This window comes from Acinetobacter rongchengensis (genome assembly GCF_003611475.1).
Taxonomy (GTDB): Bacteria; Pseudomonadota; Gammaproteobacteria; order Pseudomonadales; family Moraxellaceae; genus Acinetobacter; species Acinetobacter rongchengensis.
In genome coordinates this window covers 40,797-56,304 of sequence record NZ_RAXT01000005.1, presented here as the reverse complement: position 1 = coordinate 56,304, position 15,508 = coordinate 40,797, and the positions used below count along the sequence as shown (strand labels likewise).

The 15,508-nt window shown below is 36.8% G+C and carries 14 protein-coding genes; 4 read left to right on the top strand and 10 right to left on the bottom strand.

What is annotated here, in order from left to right; genetic code table 11:
• Position 1 precedes the first annotated feature (1 nt).
• The 7 genes from D7V20_RS04585 to D7V20_RS04555 all read right to left on the bottom strand — a co-directional run bounded on the left by D7V20_RS04585 (position 2) and on the right by D7V20_RS04555 (position 7,047).
• The gene (locus tag D7V20_RS04585; RefSeq protein ID WP_120383155.1) at positions 2–655 is read right to left on the bottom strand and encodes a hypothetical protein; all 654 of its coding nucleotides are present in this window, start codon (positions 653–655) and stop codon (positions 2–4) included.
• 10 nt (positions 656–665) lie between these two features.
• A complete protein-coding gene (locus tag D7V20_RS04580; RefSeq protein WP_120383154.1) occupies positions 666–1,757 on the bottom strand; it encodes a glycosyltransferase in 1,092 nt (363 codons plus the stop codon).
• 93 nt (positions 1,758–1,850) lie between these two features.
• Positions 1,851–2,714 carry a lysophospholipid acyltransferase family protein gene (locus tag D7V20_RS04575; protein ID WP_120383153.1) on the bottom strand — a complete coding sequence of 288 codons (864 nt, stop codon included), beginning with the start codon at positions 2,712–2,714 and terminating at the stop codon, positions 1,851–1,853.
• 14 nt (positions 2,715–2,728) lie between these two features.
• The gene (locus tag D7V20_RS04570) at positions 2,729–2,947 is read right to left on the bottom strand and encodes a hypothetical protein (protein WP_089605718.1); all 219 of its coding nucleotides are present in this window, start codon (positions 2,945–2,947) and stop codon (positions 2,729–2,731) included.
• A 127-nt stretch (positions 2,948–3,074) separates the two neighbouring features.
• Entirely contained in the window at positions 3,075–4,859 is a 1,785-nt protein-coding gene (gene aspS, locus D7V20_RS04565) for an aspartate--tRNA ligase (protein ID WP_120383152.1), read from the bottom strand.
• A 190-nt stretch (positions 4,860–5,049) separates the two neighbouring features.
• Positions 5,050–5,814: a DUF4184 family protein gene (locus D7V20_RS04560; protein ID WP_120383151.1), complete on the bottom strand. Its 765-nt coding sequence runs from the start codon at positions 5,812–5,814 to the stop codon at positions 5,050–5,052.
• A gap of 33 nt (positions 5,815–5,847) precedes the next feature.
• The gene (locus D7V20_RS04555) at positions 5,848–7,047 is read right to left on the bottom strand and encodes an O-antigen ligase family protein (protein ID WP_171407760.1); all 1,200 of its coding nucleotides are present in this window, start codon (positions 7,045–7,047) and stop codon (positions 5,848–5,850) included.
• Between the two features lie 280 nt (positions 7,048–7,327).
• Between D7V20_RS04555 and znuD the strand changes: the two genes are divergently transcribed.
• Positions 7,328–9,415 carry a zinc piracy TonB-dependent receptor ZnuD gene (gene znuD, locus D7V20_RS04550; protein WP_120383149.1) on the top strand — a complete coding sequence of 696 codons (2,088 nt, stop codon included), beginning with the start codon at positions 7,328–7,330 and terminating at the stop codon, positions 9,413–9,415.
• Positions 9,416–9,498: 83 nt separating this feature from the next.
• Positions 9,499–10,962 carry a phospholipase D family protein gene (locus D7V20_RS04545; protein WP_120383148.1) on the top strand — a complete coding sequence of 488 codons (1,464 nt, stop codon included), beginning with the start codon at positions 9,499–9,501 and terminating at the stop codon, positions 10,960–10,962.
• Positions 10,963–11,052: 90 nt separating this feature from the next.
• Here the strand turns inward: D7V20_RS04545 and D7V20_RS04540 are convergent, their stop codons facing one another.
• A complete protein-coding gene (locus tag D7V20_RS04540; RefSeq protein WP_120383147.1) occupies positions 11,053–11,505 on the bottom strand; it encodes a hypothetical protein in 453 nt (150 codons plus the stop codon).
• Positions 11,506–11,673: 168 nt separating this feature from the next.
• On the opposite strand from D7V20_RS04540, the gene D7V20_RS04535 reads away from it, so the two are divergent.
• Positions 11,674–12,180 (top strand): RcnB family protein, encoded by a 507-nt coding sequence (locus tag D7V20_RS04535; RefSeq protein ID WP_120383146.1) that lies wholly within the window; start codon positions 11,674–11,676, stop codon positions 12,178–12,180.
• Positions 12,181–12,237: 57 nt separating this feature from the next.
• On the opposite strand, the gene D7V20_RS04530 is transcribed toward D7V20_RS04535, so the two are convergent.
• Positions 12,238–12,732, bottom strand: a complete 495-nt coding sequence (locus D7V20_RS04530) for a phosphate-starvation-inducible protein PsiE (RefSeq protein ID WP_120383145.1) — start codon at positions 12,730–12,732, stop codon at positions 12,238–12,240.
• A gap of 167 nt (positions 12,733–12,899) precedes the next feature.
• Between D7V20_RS04530 and D7V20_RS04525 the strand changes: the two genes are divergently transcribed.
• Positions 12,900–13,529: an FMN-binding negative transcriptional regulator gene (locus tag D7V20_RS04525; protein WP_120383144.1), complete on the top strand. Its 630-nt coding sequence runs from the start codon at positions 12,900–12,902 to the stop codon at positions 13,527–13,529.
• A 43-nt stretch (positions 13,530–13,572) separates the two neighbouring features.
• Here D7V20_RS04525 and D7V20_RS04520 read toward each other — a convergent pair whose 3' ends face one another.
• Positions 13,573–15,354 (bottom strand): acyl-CoA dehydrogenase C-terminal domain-containing protein, encoded by a 1,782-nt coding sequence (locus D7V20_RS04520; RefSeq protein ID WP_120383143.1) that lies wholly within the window; start codon positions 15,352–15,354, stop codon positions 13,573–13,575.
• Positions 15,355–15,508 lie beyond the last annotated feature (154 nt).

Sequence of the window (15,508 nt, the reverse complement as noted above, 5' to 3'; positions counted from 1 at the left end):
CCTAGATGGAGTCTATCGTATTTTTATCTTTAGGGAATATATGAATTTTATGGTTCTTGATCATCTCATTCATATATTCTTTTTCTTTATCCCAATTATGCCCATCCCAGCCTTCAAAGCTAAAACCGTGTAAGTAAACTGTATAATCTTGATATGTAGGATTATTTAAAAAATAATTTGCAGCTAAAAATCCTGTACTCAAAATATTTTTGGTATCAGGATCGACTTGCTTTTTCAAATCCAGATAATAATAGTCAGGTAAAATTTCAAGCGTATAACCAAGACCTTTTAAGAAATTTGAATATTCAATGTTGTTAAAATTATCTGTGAGTATTTTAAAAAATAGTAATGTCTTTTTCTTATACTTTGGTTTGTTGATTTTAATTAAGTTATCACTATAAGGAAATATAATCGTAAAAGGATTATTAATTGTTTGTAAGAACTTGATAAATTTACTGTTTGCTTTTAGTTTTTTTTGAACTACGTCTACAGAATTTGCTAAAAATAGTATATCTGTTCTCTGACCTGTCTTTGTTAAAGTTGTTGATTTAGGTAAATTAAATCGTACGATAATATCTGTTTCAGTAATATATTGATTGATATCAAAGGTATGTTCGGAATTAGCAATCAGTATAATTTTTTTATTGACTTTCATAGGCTTAATCTTATTTAAACTGTCCTATTTTGAAATATTCTAAATAGAGTTTAGCAATATTTGGGGGTAAAAATTGCGAATTAAATTCGACATGAAATTCACTTGGATTTCGCATCACTTGGTTCATTTTTTCTGCTAAAGCATCAATATCATCGACTGCGACTAAGTTTTTAGGAGCTAGAACTTCATTCGGTCCAGAAGGGCAGTCAGTGCTAATGACGGGTGTACCTAATGCTAAAGCTTCGGGTACGACACGAACAAAGCCTTCATATCTTGAAGATAAAACAAGTGCCTTTGAGTATTTGATAAAAGGATAAGGGTTCTTATTAAATCCTAAAAAATGAACTTGATTATTCAGTTTTAAAGTATCGATAAGTTGTTTGATTTCATTTTCTAACTCACCTTTACCTAATAGATATAAAGGTAATTGTTGAGAGGATTTAGCATAGGCCTTCAATAAAACATCATGTGCTTTGGCGTAGCAAAATGCACCCACGTGTAGTAGATAATCACCCAAATCTGGTTGAAATGCATTGGCCTGTTTTTGCATATAATCTTGATCAAATGCATTATAAATTGTCGTTACTTCAGGTAAATTTCCCAGTGTTTTTTTAAGATCATCTTCTACGCCATGACTTACACAAATACATGGGTGTTTTTTATAGATTTCACGATAGCGTTTTAATACTTTCTCAGGTTTTTTCTTTAAAGCATTTTCATTTTCTTTTGAGAATGTATTGCGAATAACATAAGCAATATTATCCAGTTTGCTATAGGCAAGAATACGATTACTTTGAATTAAGTTAGATAAAATTAAATCAGGTTGACCAATATGCTGAAGTACATATTGGTCAAATTGCTTAGCGGCAAATTTATAGCGTAAAGATGAAGTCACTAAAAATTTATAATACCACTGCTTAATATCGACAAGATGATAAGTAAAATTAGGATTTAAATCATAATCATGATTTGAATGAAAACATAAAATATGGACATCACAACCGATTTCATAAAATCCTTGTGCTAAAGTCAGGACCGATCTTTCCCCACCTCTTCCTGACAAAGATCTAATCGCAAGCAAAATCTTAGGTTTATGAGTCATATTGATAATATTGGGTTAAATTCAGAGTTTAATGCAGTAAAGCATTCATTAGAAAAGATAATTAAATTAGCATTTGTGAAATCTAATTTCAAATTATTTATATAAATTCTTCCCACCTTCTAATTTACGAAAACGTTTGTATGCCCATAAGTATTGTTCAGGTGCAAGATCAATCATACGTTCCATTTCTTTATTTAAAGTATCGACAGAAAGTTGTAAATCTTTTGACAAAATATCTTTGGATAACTTGAAGAAATGTAAATCAAAACCTGTTAAATCTTGACGACGAATACAACTGAGCCCAATAACAGAACATTGTGTCTTTGCTGCAAGTTTAGACAGCAATGTAGATGAAAATGCATTCAGTCCAAAAAAAGGAGAATATATTCCTCCTGATGCTTTAGGAATATGATCGGGAAGAATTGCAGAAAATCCTCCTTGTTTTAAATGCTTAAACACAGCGCGTACACCTGAATCATCAGTCGGTACAAGGGTTGCATTTAAACGTTGTCTAGACTCAAGCATGAAGCGATCTAAATCTTTATTTTTACTTGGCTTATACATAATCACAGGGCTGGTATGCTGGTTAATCCATGCATTCATCACTTCCCAAGTCCCAAAATGTGGCACCACGGCCAAGGTACCATTTGGGTTTTTTAGAGCATCTAAAAAGATATCGAGATGGTGTACTTGTTTTATTTGCTCTAAGGCAAATTCAGGTGATGAACCCCAAATTTTGATTGATTCCGCATATGTCATACTTTGACTTTTTAAACTAGACTTAACTAATTGTTTTTGTTGTTGATCATTGAGTTGTGGATAGGCTGCTTTTATATTGAGTTCAGTGATATGTTTTGCAGAAGAATTACTAATGAATAATAGTGTACCAATAGCACTTGCAAGGGATTGAATGACCCTTAATGGCAAGCGCGAAAAATTTTTAAGTAAGCTGTACATAGATTTATTTAGAATTACTCTCGATCAGCATTACCTTTTAATACCAAGTAAATTAATGCTGAAATGATAAAGAAGCCAGCAATAAAACTACTCATACTGAAATAAAGAATACGCTGATAAGTGTCTAAATTGAAGAGTTGATTGCTTAAGATATAGCGCATAAATCCCCATTGAACCACTGAAAATACAATGATAATAATTGTATGACGAAGAACAGCAGGACGCATAGCCATCGGTTTTCACCTCAAAAGTAAACAGGAATATTATGCCATTACTGAGCGCTTATCTCAATTCGTGAATGGTATGTATATAAAAAGAAAAACCCTGCATGGAGCAGGGTTTTGCTTCAATACTGACGTATTATTTAGATTCTTCCGCTTTCGCTTTTTCACGTAGACGAATGCCTAAATCACGCAATTGATTTGGTTCAACTGGTGCAGGTGCTTGCGTCAATGGACATTCAGCTGTTTTGGTTTTCGGGAATGCAATCACATCACGAATAGAAGATGAACCTGTCATCAACATCACCAAACGGTCAAGACCAAATGCTAAACCACCGTGTGGAGGCGCACCGAATTTCAAAGCATTTAACAAGAAGCTGAATTTTTCTTCTGCTTCTTCTTCGTTAATGCCTAGTGCTTCAAAGATTGCTTTTTGCATTTCTAAGTTAAAGATACGTAAAGAACCGCCACCGATTTCAGTACCATTCAATACCATATCATAAGCAACTGAAAGTGCAGCACCTGGGTTGTTCTTCACTTCTTCAACTGTTGATTTTGGTAATGTGAATGGATGGTGAACAGACGTCCATTTACCGTCATCAGTTTCTTCAAACATTGGGAAGTCAACAACCCAAAGCGGTGCCCACTCACACGTTGCCATGTTCATGTCATGACCGATTTTGATACGTAAAGCACCCATTGCGTCATTCACAATTTTCGCTTTATCCGCACCAAAGAATACGATGTCACCATTCTCAGCGCCAACACGTTTCAATAAATCAAGCACGATAGGCTCGATAAATTTAACGATTGGAGATTGAAGACCTTCGATGCCTTTCTCAAGTTCATTGACCTTGATATAAGCCAAACCTTTCGCACCGTAGATCCCCACGAATTTTGTATATTCGTCAATTTGGCTACGCGGAAGTGAACCAGCACCTGGTACACGAAGTGCAACAATACGACCTTTAGGATCTTTTGCAGGACCCGCAAATACTTTGAACTCAACGTCTTGCATCATGTCTGCAACGTCAACCAATTTCAAAGGAATACGTAAGTCTGGTTTATCCGATGCATAATCACGCATTGCATCTGCATAGGTCATACGTGGAAATTTATCGAAGTTTACGTTCAGAAGCTCTTTGAACATTTTAACCGTCAAAGTTTCCATCAAATCCATAATGTCATCGTCACTCATGAACGATGTTTCAACGTCGATTTGAGTAAATTCTGGTTGACGATCTGCACGTAAGTCTTCGTCACGGAAACACTTAGCAATTTGGTAATAACGATCAATACCACCCACCATGAGCAATTGTTTGAACAATTGTGGTGATTGTGGAAGTGCATAGAAGCTACCATTTGAAACACGGCTTGGTACTAAATAGTCACGTGCACCTTCAGGCGTCGCACGTGTCAAAATTGGTGTTTCAACGTCCAAGAAACCATTTTCTTCAAAATAGTTACGGATCAAGTTCGTCAGTTTAGAGCGGAAACGTAAACGATCTAACATTTCTGGACGACGAATATCAAGGAAACGATACTTCAAACGAATTTCTTCAGAGATATTCGAATTTTCATCATTCAATGGGAATGGAGGAGTTTCAGACGCAGCAAGAACTTCAATTTCTTTACCTAAAACTTCGATTTGACCGCTCACCATATTGGCATTTTCAGTACCTTCATAGCGACGACGTACCCGACCAACGATTTTTAATACAAATTCTGAACGTACTTTATCGGCAGTCGCAAAGGCTTCTGGGGTATCTGGATCGATGACCACTTGAACAAGACCATCACGGTCACGCATATCAAGGAAAATCACACCACCATGGTCACGACGACGGTGTACCCAACCACAAAGTGTTACGGTTTGGTCAATTTGAGCTTCGGTTAAAGAACCGCAATAATGAGTTCGCATCATAGCGTTAAAAATCCAACTATATGGGTTAAGGAAGCGAATACGTAAACAGCGCATCGCCTAAAAATGTAATGTGAGATTATGCCTCTTTGAGCGATGAGTCACAAGGACTTGAGCTCAAAAGCCGTAGATTCTCAAATAAATTTAAGCTGAATTTAATTAAAAATGAGTGATTAAATCGGCAACTATACGATTAATCGAAGTATTTTCGATAATTTAAAATGGAGAAGATCAAGCATCCGACTGAGAAACAAATGATAGCACCGCGCGTAAATGCTTTTATAAAGAAGCCGATCAAATAATATAAATCGGTGTCTTGAGCCGAGAACCCTGTTTCTTGTGCAAAACAAATATAGTAAATACAACCACTAAAAAATGAGCAGGCAAATAAAAGGTAGCCAAATATTTGTGCTTTATGATTTAAACTTGCTTTGACTTGGTATTTAAAAAAATAATGAATACCCATCCAGATTAAAAAAGGCAAAGCGATAGCAGAGCAACTGATTTGTAGGACTTTATGCATTGGATATTCATGGCTCAAAATCAAGACAGGTTGTGCTAAAAAGTCGTGAAAGGCAAAGGTTCTGAAATCCAAATGGGTTAGACCATCCCAAATGATATGCGTTGCTGTACCTATAAGAATGGCCACGATAATTGAAACTACGAATTTTAAAAAATTGGCAAGCGAATCAATATGAAGTGGTTTAGCAATCGCTAAAAATTTAAACAGCATTGGACGGTAAAGTGCGTACCAAAAAAAGCAGAACAATAAACCAACCAATAGATCGGGATAAATAATGCCTTTCCATTGATGATTTAAATAAATTTCTGTTTCGACCAATAATCGATAAAGGTCAGGTGTCATTGTGCCAATCGCCAATGCCGCTATAGGCAGGCGATTGCCAGTCAATTTGGCGATCGGTGGAGCAAGTACAGCATGAGAGAGTGTAAAAGGCATTCTTTGGATTTCTTGAGTTTGGCCATGATTGAATCAGCAGCTATTGTTGTTGTCATTGTTTAAATTTTCAATATAGATAATGTTCATTAAACTTAATATGATTAAAAATAGAAACATACTTGGAAATGAATAAAACAATAGATAATCACTCATACTACAAATGATTAAATAAATTGTACAAACCAAACCAGCGAAGGCGAAGGTTTGGGTTGAAGGGTTATTTTTTTGAATTGTATTTTTGATAAAAAAATAAAGCGTAGCGAAAGCCAAAATTAAAATATTTAACAGTCCTATCAATCCATGCGCAGCAAGTTCTTGAAACACAATATTGTGGGCATGTGGTTGGCAATTTGGAACGTCACTTTCATTCACAGGTTCACAAATTTTGTTTTTAAAGTTGATAAAACCGTGTCCCACGTAGGGCGATTGTTGAAAAGCCTCAATAGCAAAATACCAAAGCGCGAATCGAGTGCCAACACTGGTATTATAATTATTTTTTTGCATCAATGAGGCGTCATTTTTGAGTAAATCAACCCGCTCAATAATAGGCGAGTGGGGCATCACGCAAATACTGATACTGAGTAAAATAGATGCGAAAAGCATATAAAGTGTTTGTTTTAAATGGGTTTTATAAAAGTAAATTGAGATCATAAGAAGTGCAATTGAAATACCGAGCCAAGCACCACGACTTCCATGCAATACAATAAGTGTAATATTTACAAGACATAAGCTTATAAATAGAAAAGCCATTTTTCCTTTGAGTTTAAAGCTGAAAACAAGTCCAATCAAACTTAAGGCAACAATACAATAATCGTAGAGAATGACGGACTTAAATTCCGCTGCAAATAAGCCCCGATTAAAATCAAATAATATATTTAAATAACCATTAAAAATGACAGAGAAAACAATACTCACAAAAATAATTTTTTTAAAAGTTTCAGTTGTGAAGTTAGAGAATTTAAATAAAGTTCCAAGAAAAATCAGAGGGATAATGTACAAAAACTGATAGATATATTTATGCGCATGTTTATTAAATTCCAAATCTAATGATGTCTGTTCTGCATGAAAAATATATTCATTCAATGTGATACAGAACGCAGAAGAAACCCCAACAATAAGAACAAGTGGGTGAATGTAAAAGGTTTTATTTTTAAATAAATATACAATCAATAACGCCAGTGGTATATAAACCAAAGACCAGCTCGCCCGGTCATCTGTAATGAGATTGATCAAAAAATTAAAATAAAAAAACAAGAGTCCAAAAAAAATGATGGGCTTTAATGGATTTTTTTGCAGCAACAGCATTCTATGAAACTCTGAGAAAATCGTAAGTATTCAATTCTCTAAATTAAAAAAAATGAGAGTAACTGAGTGACTGTTATAGATTTTAGCATAACCATAGATTTCTATCTAATCCTGTAGAGCTGAACAAAAACGACAAAGATTGTTGCAAATTTTATGAAATGTTATAATATAACAAACATTCAAAATATCGAGCTTTGAGAGCCAGTCCATGACTTTTGCAAAAAGTGCCCTGACACTTTCTATTTCAACTATTTTTTCGACTGTAGTTTGGGCGGATACTACAACAACAGATGCAACGGAACCTTATACTCAGACATTAGAAACTATTACAGTCGTTGGGCATCCATTGGTTGCTTCGAGTGCTGACTTCGGTATTGCAGATCAGACTGTTTCACGTGAAAAATTACAGCAAGGTGGCACAACGCTAGGTGAAGCGCTAAAAAATGAATTGGGTGTATATTCAAACACTTTTGGTGCTGGTTCAAGCCGTCCTGTGATTCGTGGTCAAGAAGGTGCACGTGTAAAAGTGACACAGAATGCAACTGAAACCATGGATGTTTCTAGTTTATCACCAGACCATGCAGTAACTGTTGATCCTCAGTTGGCGCAAAAAATTGAAGTGATTCGTGGACCATCAACGTTACTCTATGGTGCGGGTTCAGTGGGTGGTTTGGTTAATGTGATCGACACAAAAATTCCGACAAAAATGCCAAAAGACGGGTATGAAGGAAATATTGGACTACGTTATAACACGGGGAATGATGAGAAAATGGCCCATGCAGGAGCGACTGTTGGGTTGGGTTCAAATGTTGCACTACGTGTTGAGGGCTTGAAACGTGATGCAAATGATTACATCGCGCCGAATTATATTGTGACAGAAGAGCACGATGATCATGCTCATAGCACTAAACAACGTCGTGTAGCGAATACTTTTTCTGAATCGGAAAATATTAACCTAGGTTTATCATGGATTGGTGAGCGTGGCTTTGCTGGCGTTTCTTATAGTCATCGTCAAGACCAGTATGGTTTACCTGGACATAGCCATGAATATGAATCTTGCCATTTGCATGATTTAAGCCTGCATTGTGGTGGTCATGATGATCATTCGGGACATGACCATGACGAAGAAGAGCATGGAGATTCAGGTCCCTGGATTGATATGAAAACAGAACGTTATGATTTCCGTTCTGAGCTGAATGATCCATTTGTTGGATTTAAAAAATTACGTGCGCAAGCGAGTTATACCGATTATCAACACGACGAAATTGAAGGTAGTGAAGCAATGACTACTTTTAAAAGTAAAGGTTATGAAGGTCGTGTGGAATTGGTACATGATCCTATTGCTGAGTGGGAAGGCGTGTTGGGTGTTCAGGCGAGCCAGCAAAAGCTTGATATTACAGGCGAAGAAGCGGTACTTGCACCGAACAAAACTCAAAAATATAGTTTATTTGCTTTAGAGCATCGTCAATGGAATGATTTCCATTTTGAGTTAGGTACACGTTTTGATCATCAGGAAATTGATATTGATTCTACACAGAAGGATTTTGATGGCAATGCATGGTCTTATTCAGGTGCAATAAATTGGGAGTTTGCACCGAACTATAAATTATCTTTGGTCGGATCACATCAGGAGCGTTTGCCTTTAGCTCAAGAACTTTATGCAGATGGAAAACATTATGCAACCAATACATATGAATTGGGGAATGATCAATTAGACAAAGAAAAATCCAATAATGTCGAGTTGGGCTTACACTATGATGGCGATAAGCTGAGCTACCACGTACACCTATATCATAACTGGTTCGATAATTACATTTATGCAAAAACTTTGGATCAGTATGAAAACTTCCGTTTAATCAAGTATTCACAAGACAGTGCCAAAATTTACGGTACAGAAGCTGAAGTGGCTTATCAATTCAATGATGTTTATAAAGCAAGTTTATTTGGTGACTATGTACGAGGAAAAATTAACAATGAAAATGCACCACGCATTCCTGCAGGGCGTTTAGGTACGCGTGTAAATGCTGATTTTGATGATCATTGGTCAGGTTCTGCTGAATATTCACATGTATTTGATCAAGATAAATTTGCAGCTTATGAAACTGAAACCCAAGGCTATAATATGGTGAATGTTGGGATTGCTTATAAATATCCGCTGGCAAATAAACAAGAAGCTAAAGTGTTCTTTAATGCCAATAATTTATTGGATGAAACGGTGTATGAACACACATCTTTCTTATCCAATATTCCACAGATGGGCCGTAACTTTGTTGTTGGTGTAGATTATAAATTCTAAGCAATTGCTTTTATTCACCAAACCATCATTGAAAAATAAAGAGATTAGACCTAGTCTGAATACATTGGATTAGGTTTTTTCTTATGCGTATCTTTAATAAAATTCATAGTAAGCTGAGTTGGTCACGACGACGTTACTTCGGCATCATCGTTGGTATATTGGCTTTAGGCTACTTATCTTCAGCGATATATCATACTTATAAACCCATGCCGCAAGGGCTGGATTTTACAGGTCAACTTAGACATGGCAATGTGAAGTTTATTGCGGATCAAACGTATATTGATGCGCAAGGAAAGCAACAAATCGATCAGCATATTTTTGATCAAATTTTACAGCTGATTAAAGAAGCTAAAACCACCATCGTGGTTGATATGTTTCTATTCAACAGTGAAGTTGGTCATTCGAAAGTGCCACAACGAGCGCTGACTGATCAATTAACACAAGCACTCATCAATCAAAAAGTGGTGAATCCTAGTTTAGAAATCAAATTTATTACTGATCCAATTAACTCAGTATATGGTGGGATTGCTCCTGAGCAATATCGTGAACTGCGTCAGGCTGGTATTGATGTGATTGAAACCAATTTAACGCCGTTACGCTCATCAAATCCAACATGGTCTGGTTTTTGGTACTTATGTTGTCAAAATATTGGTAATAACGCTGAAAAGGGTTGGTTGAAAAACCCATTTGGAAATCAGCCAATCACGATTCGTAGTTATCTGAATTTGTTTAATTTTAAAGCCAATCATCGTAAAACCATTGTAGTGGATACAGCAGAAGGTTGGAAAGCGATCGTCACATCAGCCAATCCACATGATGGAAGTTCGCGTCATTCAAATATTGCATTGCAAGTAGAAGGTGCAACAGCGGTAGATATTTTAAAGTCTGAACAACCTGTCGCACAGATGTCGGATGGTGATACGCCTTTTGTGGTCGTTGGAAAATTACCTGAAAATCCGAAAGATCCTCAAGTACAAGTATTAACAGAAGCAGCAATCTATAAAGCAGTTTTGAACATGCTTGAAACAGCGAAAGCCAATGATCATATTGATTTAGCGATGTTTTATTTGTCAGAACGAAAAATTATTAAAGCGCTCATCGCAGCAAAACAACGTGGTGCAAGTTTACGTATTTTACTAGACCCCAATAAAGATGCTTTTGGTCGTCAAAAGAATGGGATCCCCAATCGCCAAGTCGCTTCAGAATTACATGATGCTGGGATAAATGTACGTTGGTGTAATACACAAGGCGAGCAATGTCATAGCAAAATGATCATCAAACGCAACGCACAATCTGCGGAAATGATTTTAGGTTCTGCAAATTTTACGGCACGTAATTTAAAAAACTATAATTTGGAAACTGATCTAAGAGTGCTTGGAAATTCACAGCAACCCGTTTTTGTGGATGCAGAACAATATTTTAATTCAGCTTGGTCAAACTTTGATGGACGTCAAATGAGTGTGGATTATGCGAAATATGCCGATGATTCCAAGTTGAAATACGTACTATATCGTTTTATGGAATGGAGTGGTTGGTCGACATTCTAATGTGGAGTTTCTCTTTAATTCACTATGCTTAATTGAGAAAAACCCTTCTTTTTTAAAGAAGGGTTTTTTATTGATTTAATCTTCCAAGTTTTATGACTCAGGATTCGGTGGAATCATCTGATCCAAATCTTTATCAGAAATATTATCCAACTCATGCAAATCGGTTTTAATTTTCCACTGACTTTCATCTTCAACAGGTTTTGGTAATCGTGCTTCTAACCAGTCGCAAACCACATCTGGTGGAAAATCTGCATGATTACATTGGATCACCCAAGCTAGAAATTGTTTGGCTTCACCATTCATATAAGGTGGTGGAGAAACAGGAAGGAACTGAGTCGGTAAGCGTTCATTCTTAGAAATATAATTTAAAACATGCCCAAGTTCTTGCACAGTTTGCCAAGCTAAAGGATGATCGATATTAATTTGGAATTTAAACCACCATGCTTGTTTGCCATCTGAGCCATAGCTATCAATAAAGCTTTCTCGCACACTTGGCACTTTACAAAAGAATTGATGTAAACGGTCAAAACTCAGTTCAGCCACAATACAGCACTCATCAGAATAAAATTATATCTTATCAGATTGATCTGTGAATTGACTCAGCTTGCGATATAAACATAGGTATCCAGTTAAAAATTGCATATAATTTATCCATTATTTGTCTTTAATTAGGCGTTAAAATGATCTATAGCGAACAATTTGGAGGTTGATATGAAACAAGTACTCAGTTTAAGTGCATTGGCATTGATACTTTCAGGGTTTTCTATAGCTGCGTATGCTGATGGTAAGGATTGGGGCAATTACCGTAGTGTTGAGCGTCCGCAAAAAAAATATCCAACAACAACGTATAAATATACAGATCAATATGGACGTCCAATGACACAGGAAATTCCTGTACGACCGCCACAGTATCATCGTCCGTATCCCAACTATCCGAATCAAGGTTATCCGAATTATCCAAACCATGGTTACCCAAATCGTCCTTATCCTGTTTATCCTCCTCGAAATGGTGTAACCATTATTTATAATCATCAGTTTCCAACACAAACAGAATATCATTCTGACAGCTATGGTTATGTAAATGGGCAGGGGGGCAGTATTTCAAGTTCAGAATATACCTTGATCAGTGATTGGCGACGATATGGATTACCTGCGCCACAATCAGGCATGCATTGGATTTATGAAAATGGGCGTTATTTACAAATTCCCAATGATTGATCCAAATCATTTTGTTAGCACTGATCAGTATTCACTTCAAGAGAAGGATTTAGTCAATCAAGCCAACTCATCATCTTCTGGGCGTGGCGTTTTACCATGCGCTAAGGGTTGCTCCGTATGTTTATCTCGAATGACCGATGGATAAGTCCATGATGCATAGCGCACAATCAAAATGGCAATTGCTAAAATCAAAACAGAGCCTGTGATAATGACGAGGTCGATATCTGCTTTATGATCATGCTGAATATCTGAAATTAATAATCGTGTAAGTGCAGTAATCGCAATATAAATTAAAAAACGAACGGGCATATGATTGGTTTTAAAATAAATTCCAACCATTGCCCCGAGTTCTAAATAAATGAAAAGTAATAGAATATCATCAATGCTGGCATATTGTTTTACGGTTAATATTTCAATAATGGTATGCACAGCTGACCAAGCAATCATGCAGCCGATAATAAATAGGGCAAGATAATGAAAAGCTTCAACAGCAAGATTGCCCAATTTATCGAGGAGGTTCTCAACTTTCTCTATACGCGGGTCTTTATGCATAACGTCCTCTATTCTGTTTCATTTGAGTAGAGTAAATACAATGCAAGTTTCATGCACATGACAGAATACTGGTGATCATTGAAAGATGACTAATCATAGGAAATATATTTTATTTCCTATGATTGATGCTATGTTAATGGCGATTTGTAGATTCCTAGAGCATCAAAATGTATTTGCCGACGCATTTTAAACAAGAAAATGATTCTGAATTATTTGATTTAATTGAAAAGAATCCTTTGGCCAGTGTCATGGTTATTCATGCTGGTGAGATTGAAGCCAACCATATTCCTTTAGAATTAGATCGTTCACAGGGCAAATTGGCTGTATTAAAAGGGCATATTGCCAAAGCGAATCCGTTGACTGACATACTTCATCAGCCTGTGTCTGCTTATGTCATCTTTCACGCTGAACATGCTTATATTTCGCCGAATTGGTATGAGGGAAAGCAGGAGCATCATCGGGTTGTACCGACGTGGAATTATCGTGTAGTCCATGTTCAAGGAACTATTCGAAAAATAGAAGATGAGAAATATCTACGTGGTGTTTTGGCACGATTGACTCGAACGCATGAAGCAAATCAAGAAAACCCATGGAAAATGGGTGATGCACCGAATGATTTTATTGATGACGAGTTGAAATACATTGTTGCGATTGAAATTGAAATCGAATCGATGGTTGGAAAGTTCAAAGTCAGTCAAAATCGTTCTCAAGCAGATGCTAACAATGTTGCAAAAGCTTTAGAAGATTCAACGCCTGAAATGGCCAAATCTATTCAGAAATATTTTCCCAAACCATAAAAAAAACGCCTGATGAACAGGCGTTTTTTAGAGGGACGAACGATTAAGATTGAGTTGTAAAATAATCTTCGCTGAAATTCATAATCACTTCTGAACCTGCTTTGATTTTTGCAATACGTGCATGTAAATCGGGCAAGATACGTTGAATGAAGAAATGGGTAAGTGCTAATTTGTCTTGATAGAATTGACCATCTTTAGACTTCGCAGCATTGGCAATACGAGCAAACATATAAGCGAAGCTCAATAAGCCGACGGCATGAAGGTAATCAACAGCAGCAGCGTTAGAGAACTCTACGTTTTCTTTAGCACGCTCTAAAACATATTGAGTAATCATGTCTACTTCAGTTGCAACATCTAAAGTTGCATCTTTAATGAAATTCAGGTCAGTGTCTAAGCCATTGGCAAAATCACGGATTTCTGAAATATATTCAGCAATGAATTCACCGTTACATTTAATCGTTTTACGACCAATTAAATCTTGAGATTGAACGCCATTCGTGCCTTCATAAATCTGTGCAATACGTAAATCACGTACACACTGTTCCATACCCCATTCACGGATATAACCATGACCACCAAACACCATTTGCGCATCAATCGCTGCATTGAAAGCCGTATCAGTTAAGTATGCTTTTGCGATCGGTGTAAGTAAGGCAACACGGTTATTGGCTTTTGCAACAGCTTCAGGATCCGTTGAGAATTTAGTGATGTCTAATTGCTGACCAACATATACTGCAAATGCACGAGATGCTTCATTGTTAGCACGTGCATTGAGCAACATGCGACGTACATCGCCATGTACTAAGATGCTATCTGCAGGTTTGTTTGGTGATTGAACGCCAGAAGCGCTACGACCTTGTAAACGATCAGTCGCGTATTGAGCTGCATTTTGGTAAGCATATTCAGAAGCACCAAGACCTTGGATACCCATAGATAAACGTTCATAGTTCATCATCACGAACATTGCTGCTAAACCTTCATTTTCTTTACCTACAAGGTAACCTTTTGCAGCATCAAAATTCATAACGCAAGTTGCTGATGCTTTGATCCCCATTTTATGTTCAATTGAACCAGGACCAGCAGTATTACGCTCACCTAAAGAACCATCCGCATTGACGATAAATTTAGGTACGATAAATAATGAGATACCACGTGAGCCAGCAGGTGCGTCAGGTGTTTTTGCTAAAACAAGGTGGATAATGTTTTCAGCAAGGTCATGGTCACCACCAGTAATAAAGATTTTAGTACCAGTAATGTTATAAGTACCATCTTCATTACGTTCAGCTTTGGTTTTGATGATTCCTAAATCTGTACCTGCGTGTGGTTCAGTTAGACACATTGTCCCAGACCATTCACCTGAATAGATTTTTGGTAAATAAGTTTCTTTTTGTTCTTGAGATGCATAGCTGTTTAACGCCATACCTGCGCCAACAGAAAGAAGTGGGTAAAGCATAAATGATGGGTTGGTTGCAAATAACATTTCATCTGCAAGCACAGTCAGCATTTTAGGCATGCCTTGACCGCCCCATTCTTCGTCTGCACCTAAACCGATCCAACCACCTTCGGCGTATTGTTTGAATGCATCTTTAAAACCAGTAGGTGTCGTCACAGCACCATTTTCAAAGTGAGCACCTTCTTCATCTCCGCTACGGTTTAATGGAAGGGTAACGTTTTGAGAGAATTTAGCCATTTCTTCAAGAATCGCTTCAGCCGTAGCAGCATCAAGGTGTGCTAGGTTTTCATTCGATTGCCAGAATTGCTCTGCATTAAATACATCATTTAGAATGAATTTCATATCTGCAAGTGGTGCATTATAAATTGGCATGTTGGTTCACCTGATTTTGTTTGAATCTGTAGTACGAGGTCAGTTTAAGCAACCATTATGAAAGTTGTTATATGACCAAAGACAAAGGATGTTCTATTTATAAAGAAAAAGGACAATCAAAGCTATGACTGTCCTTTCTCAATTTCTGCACTCA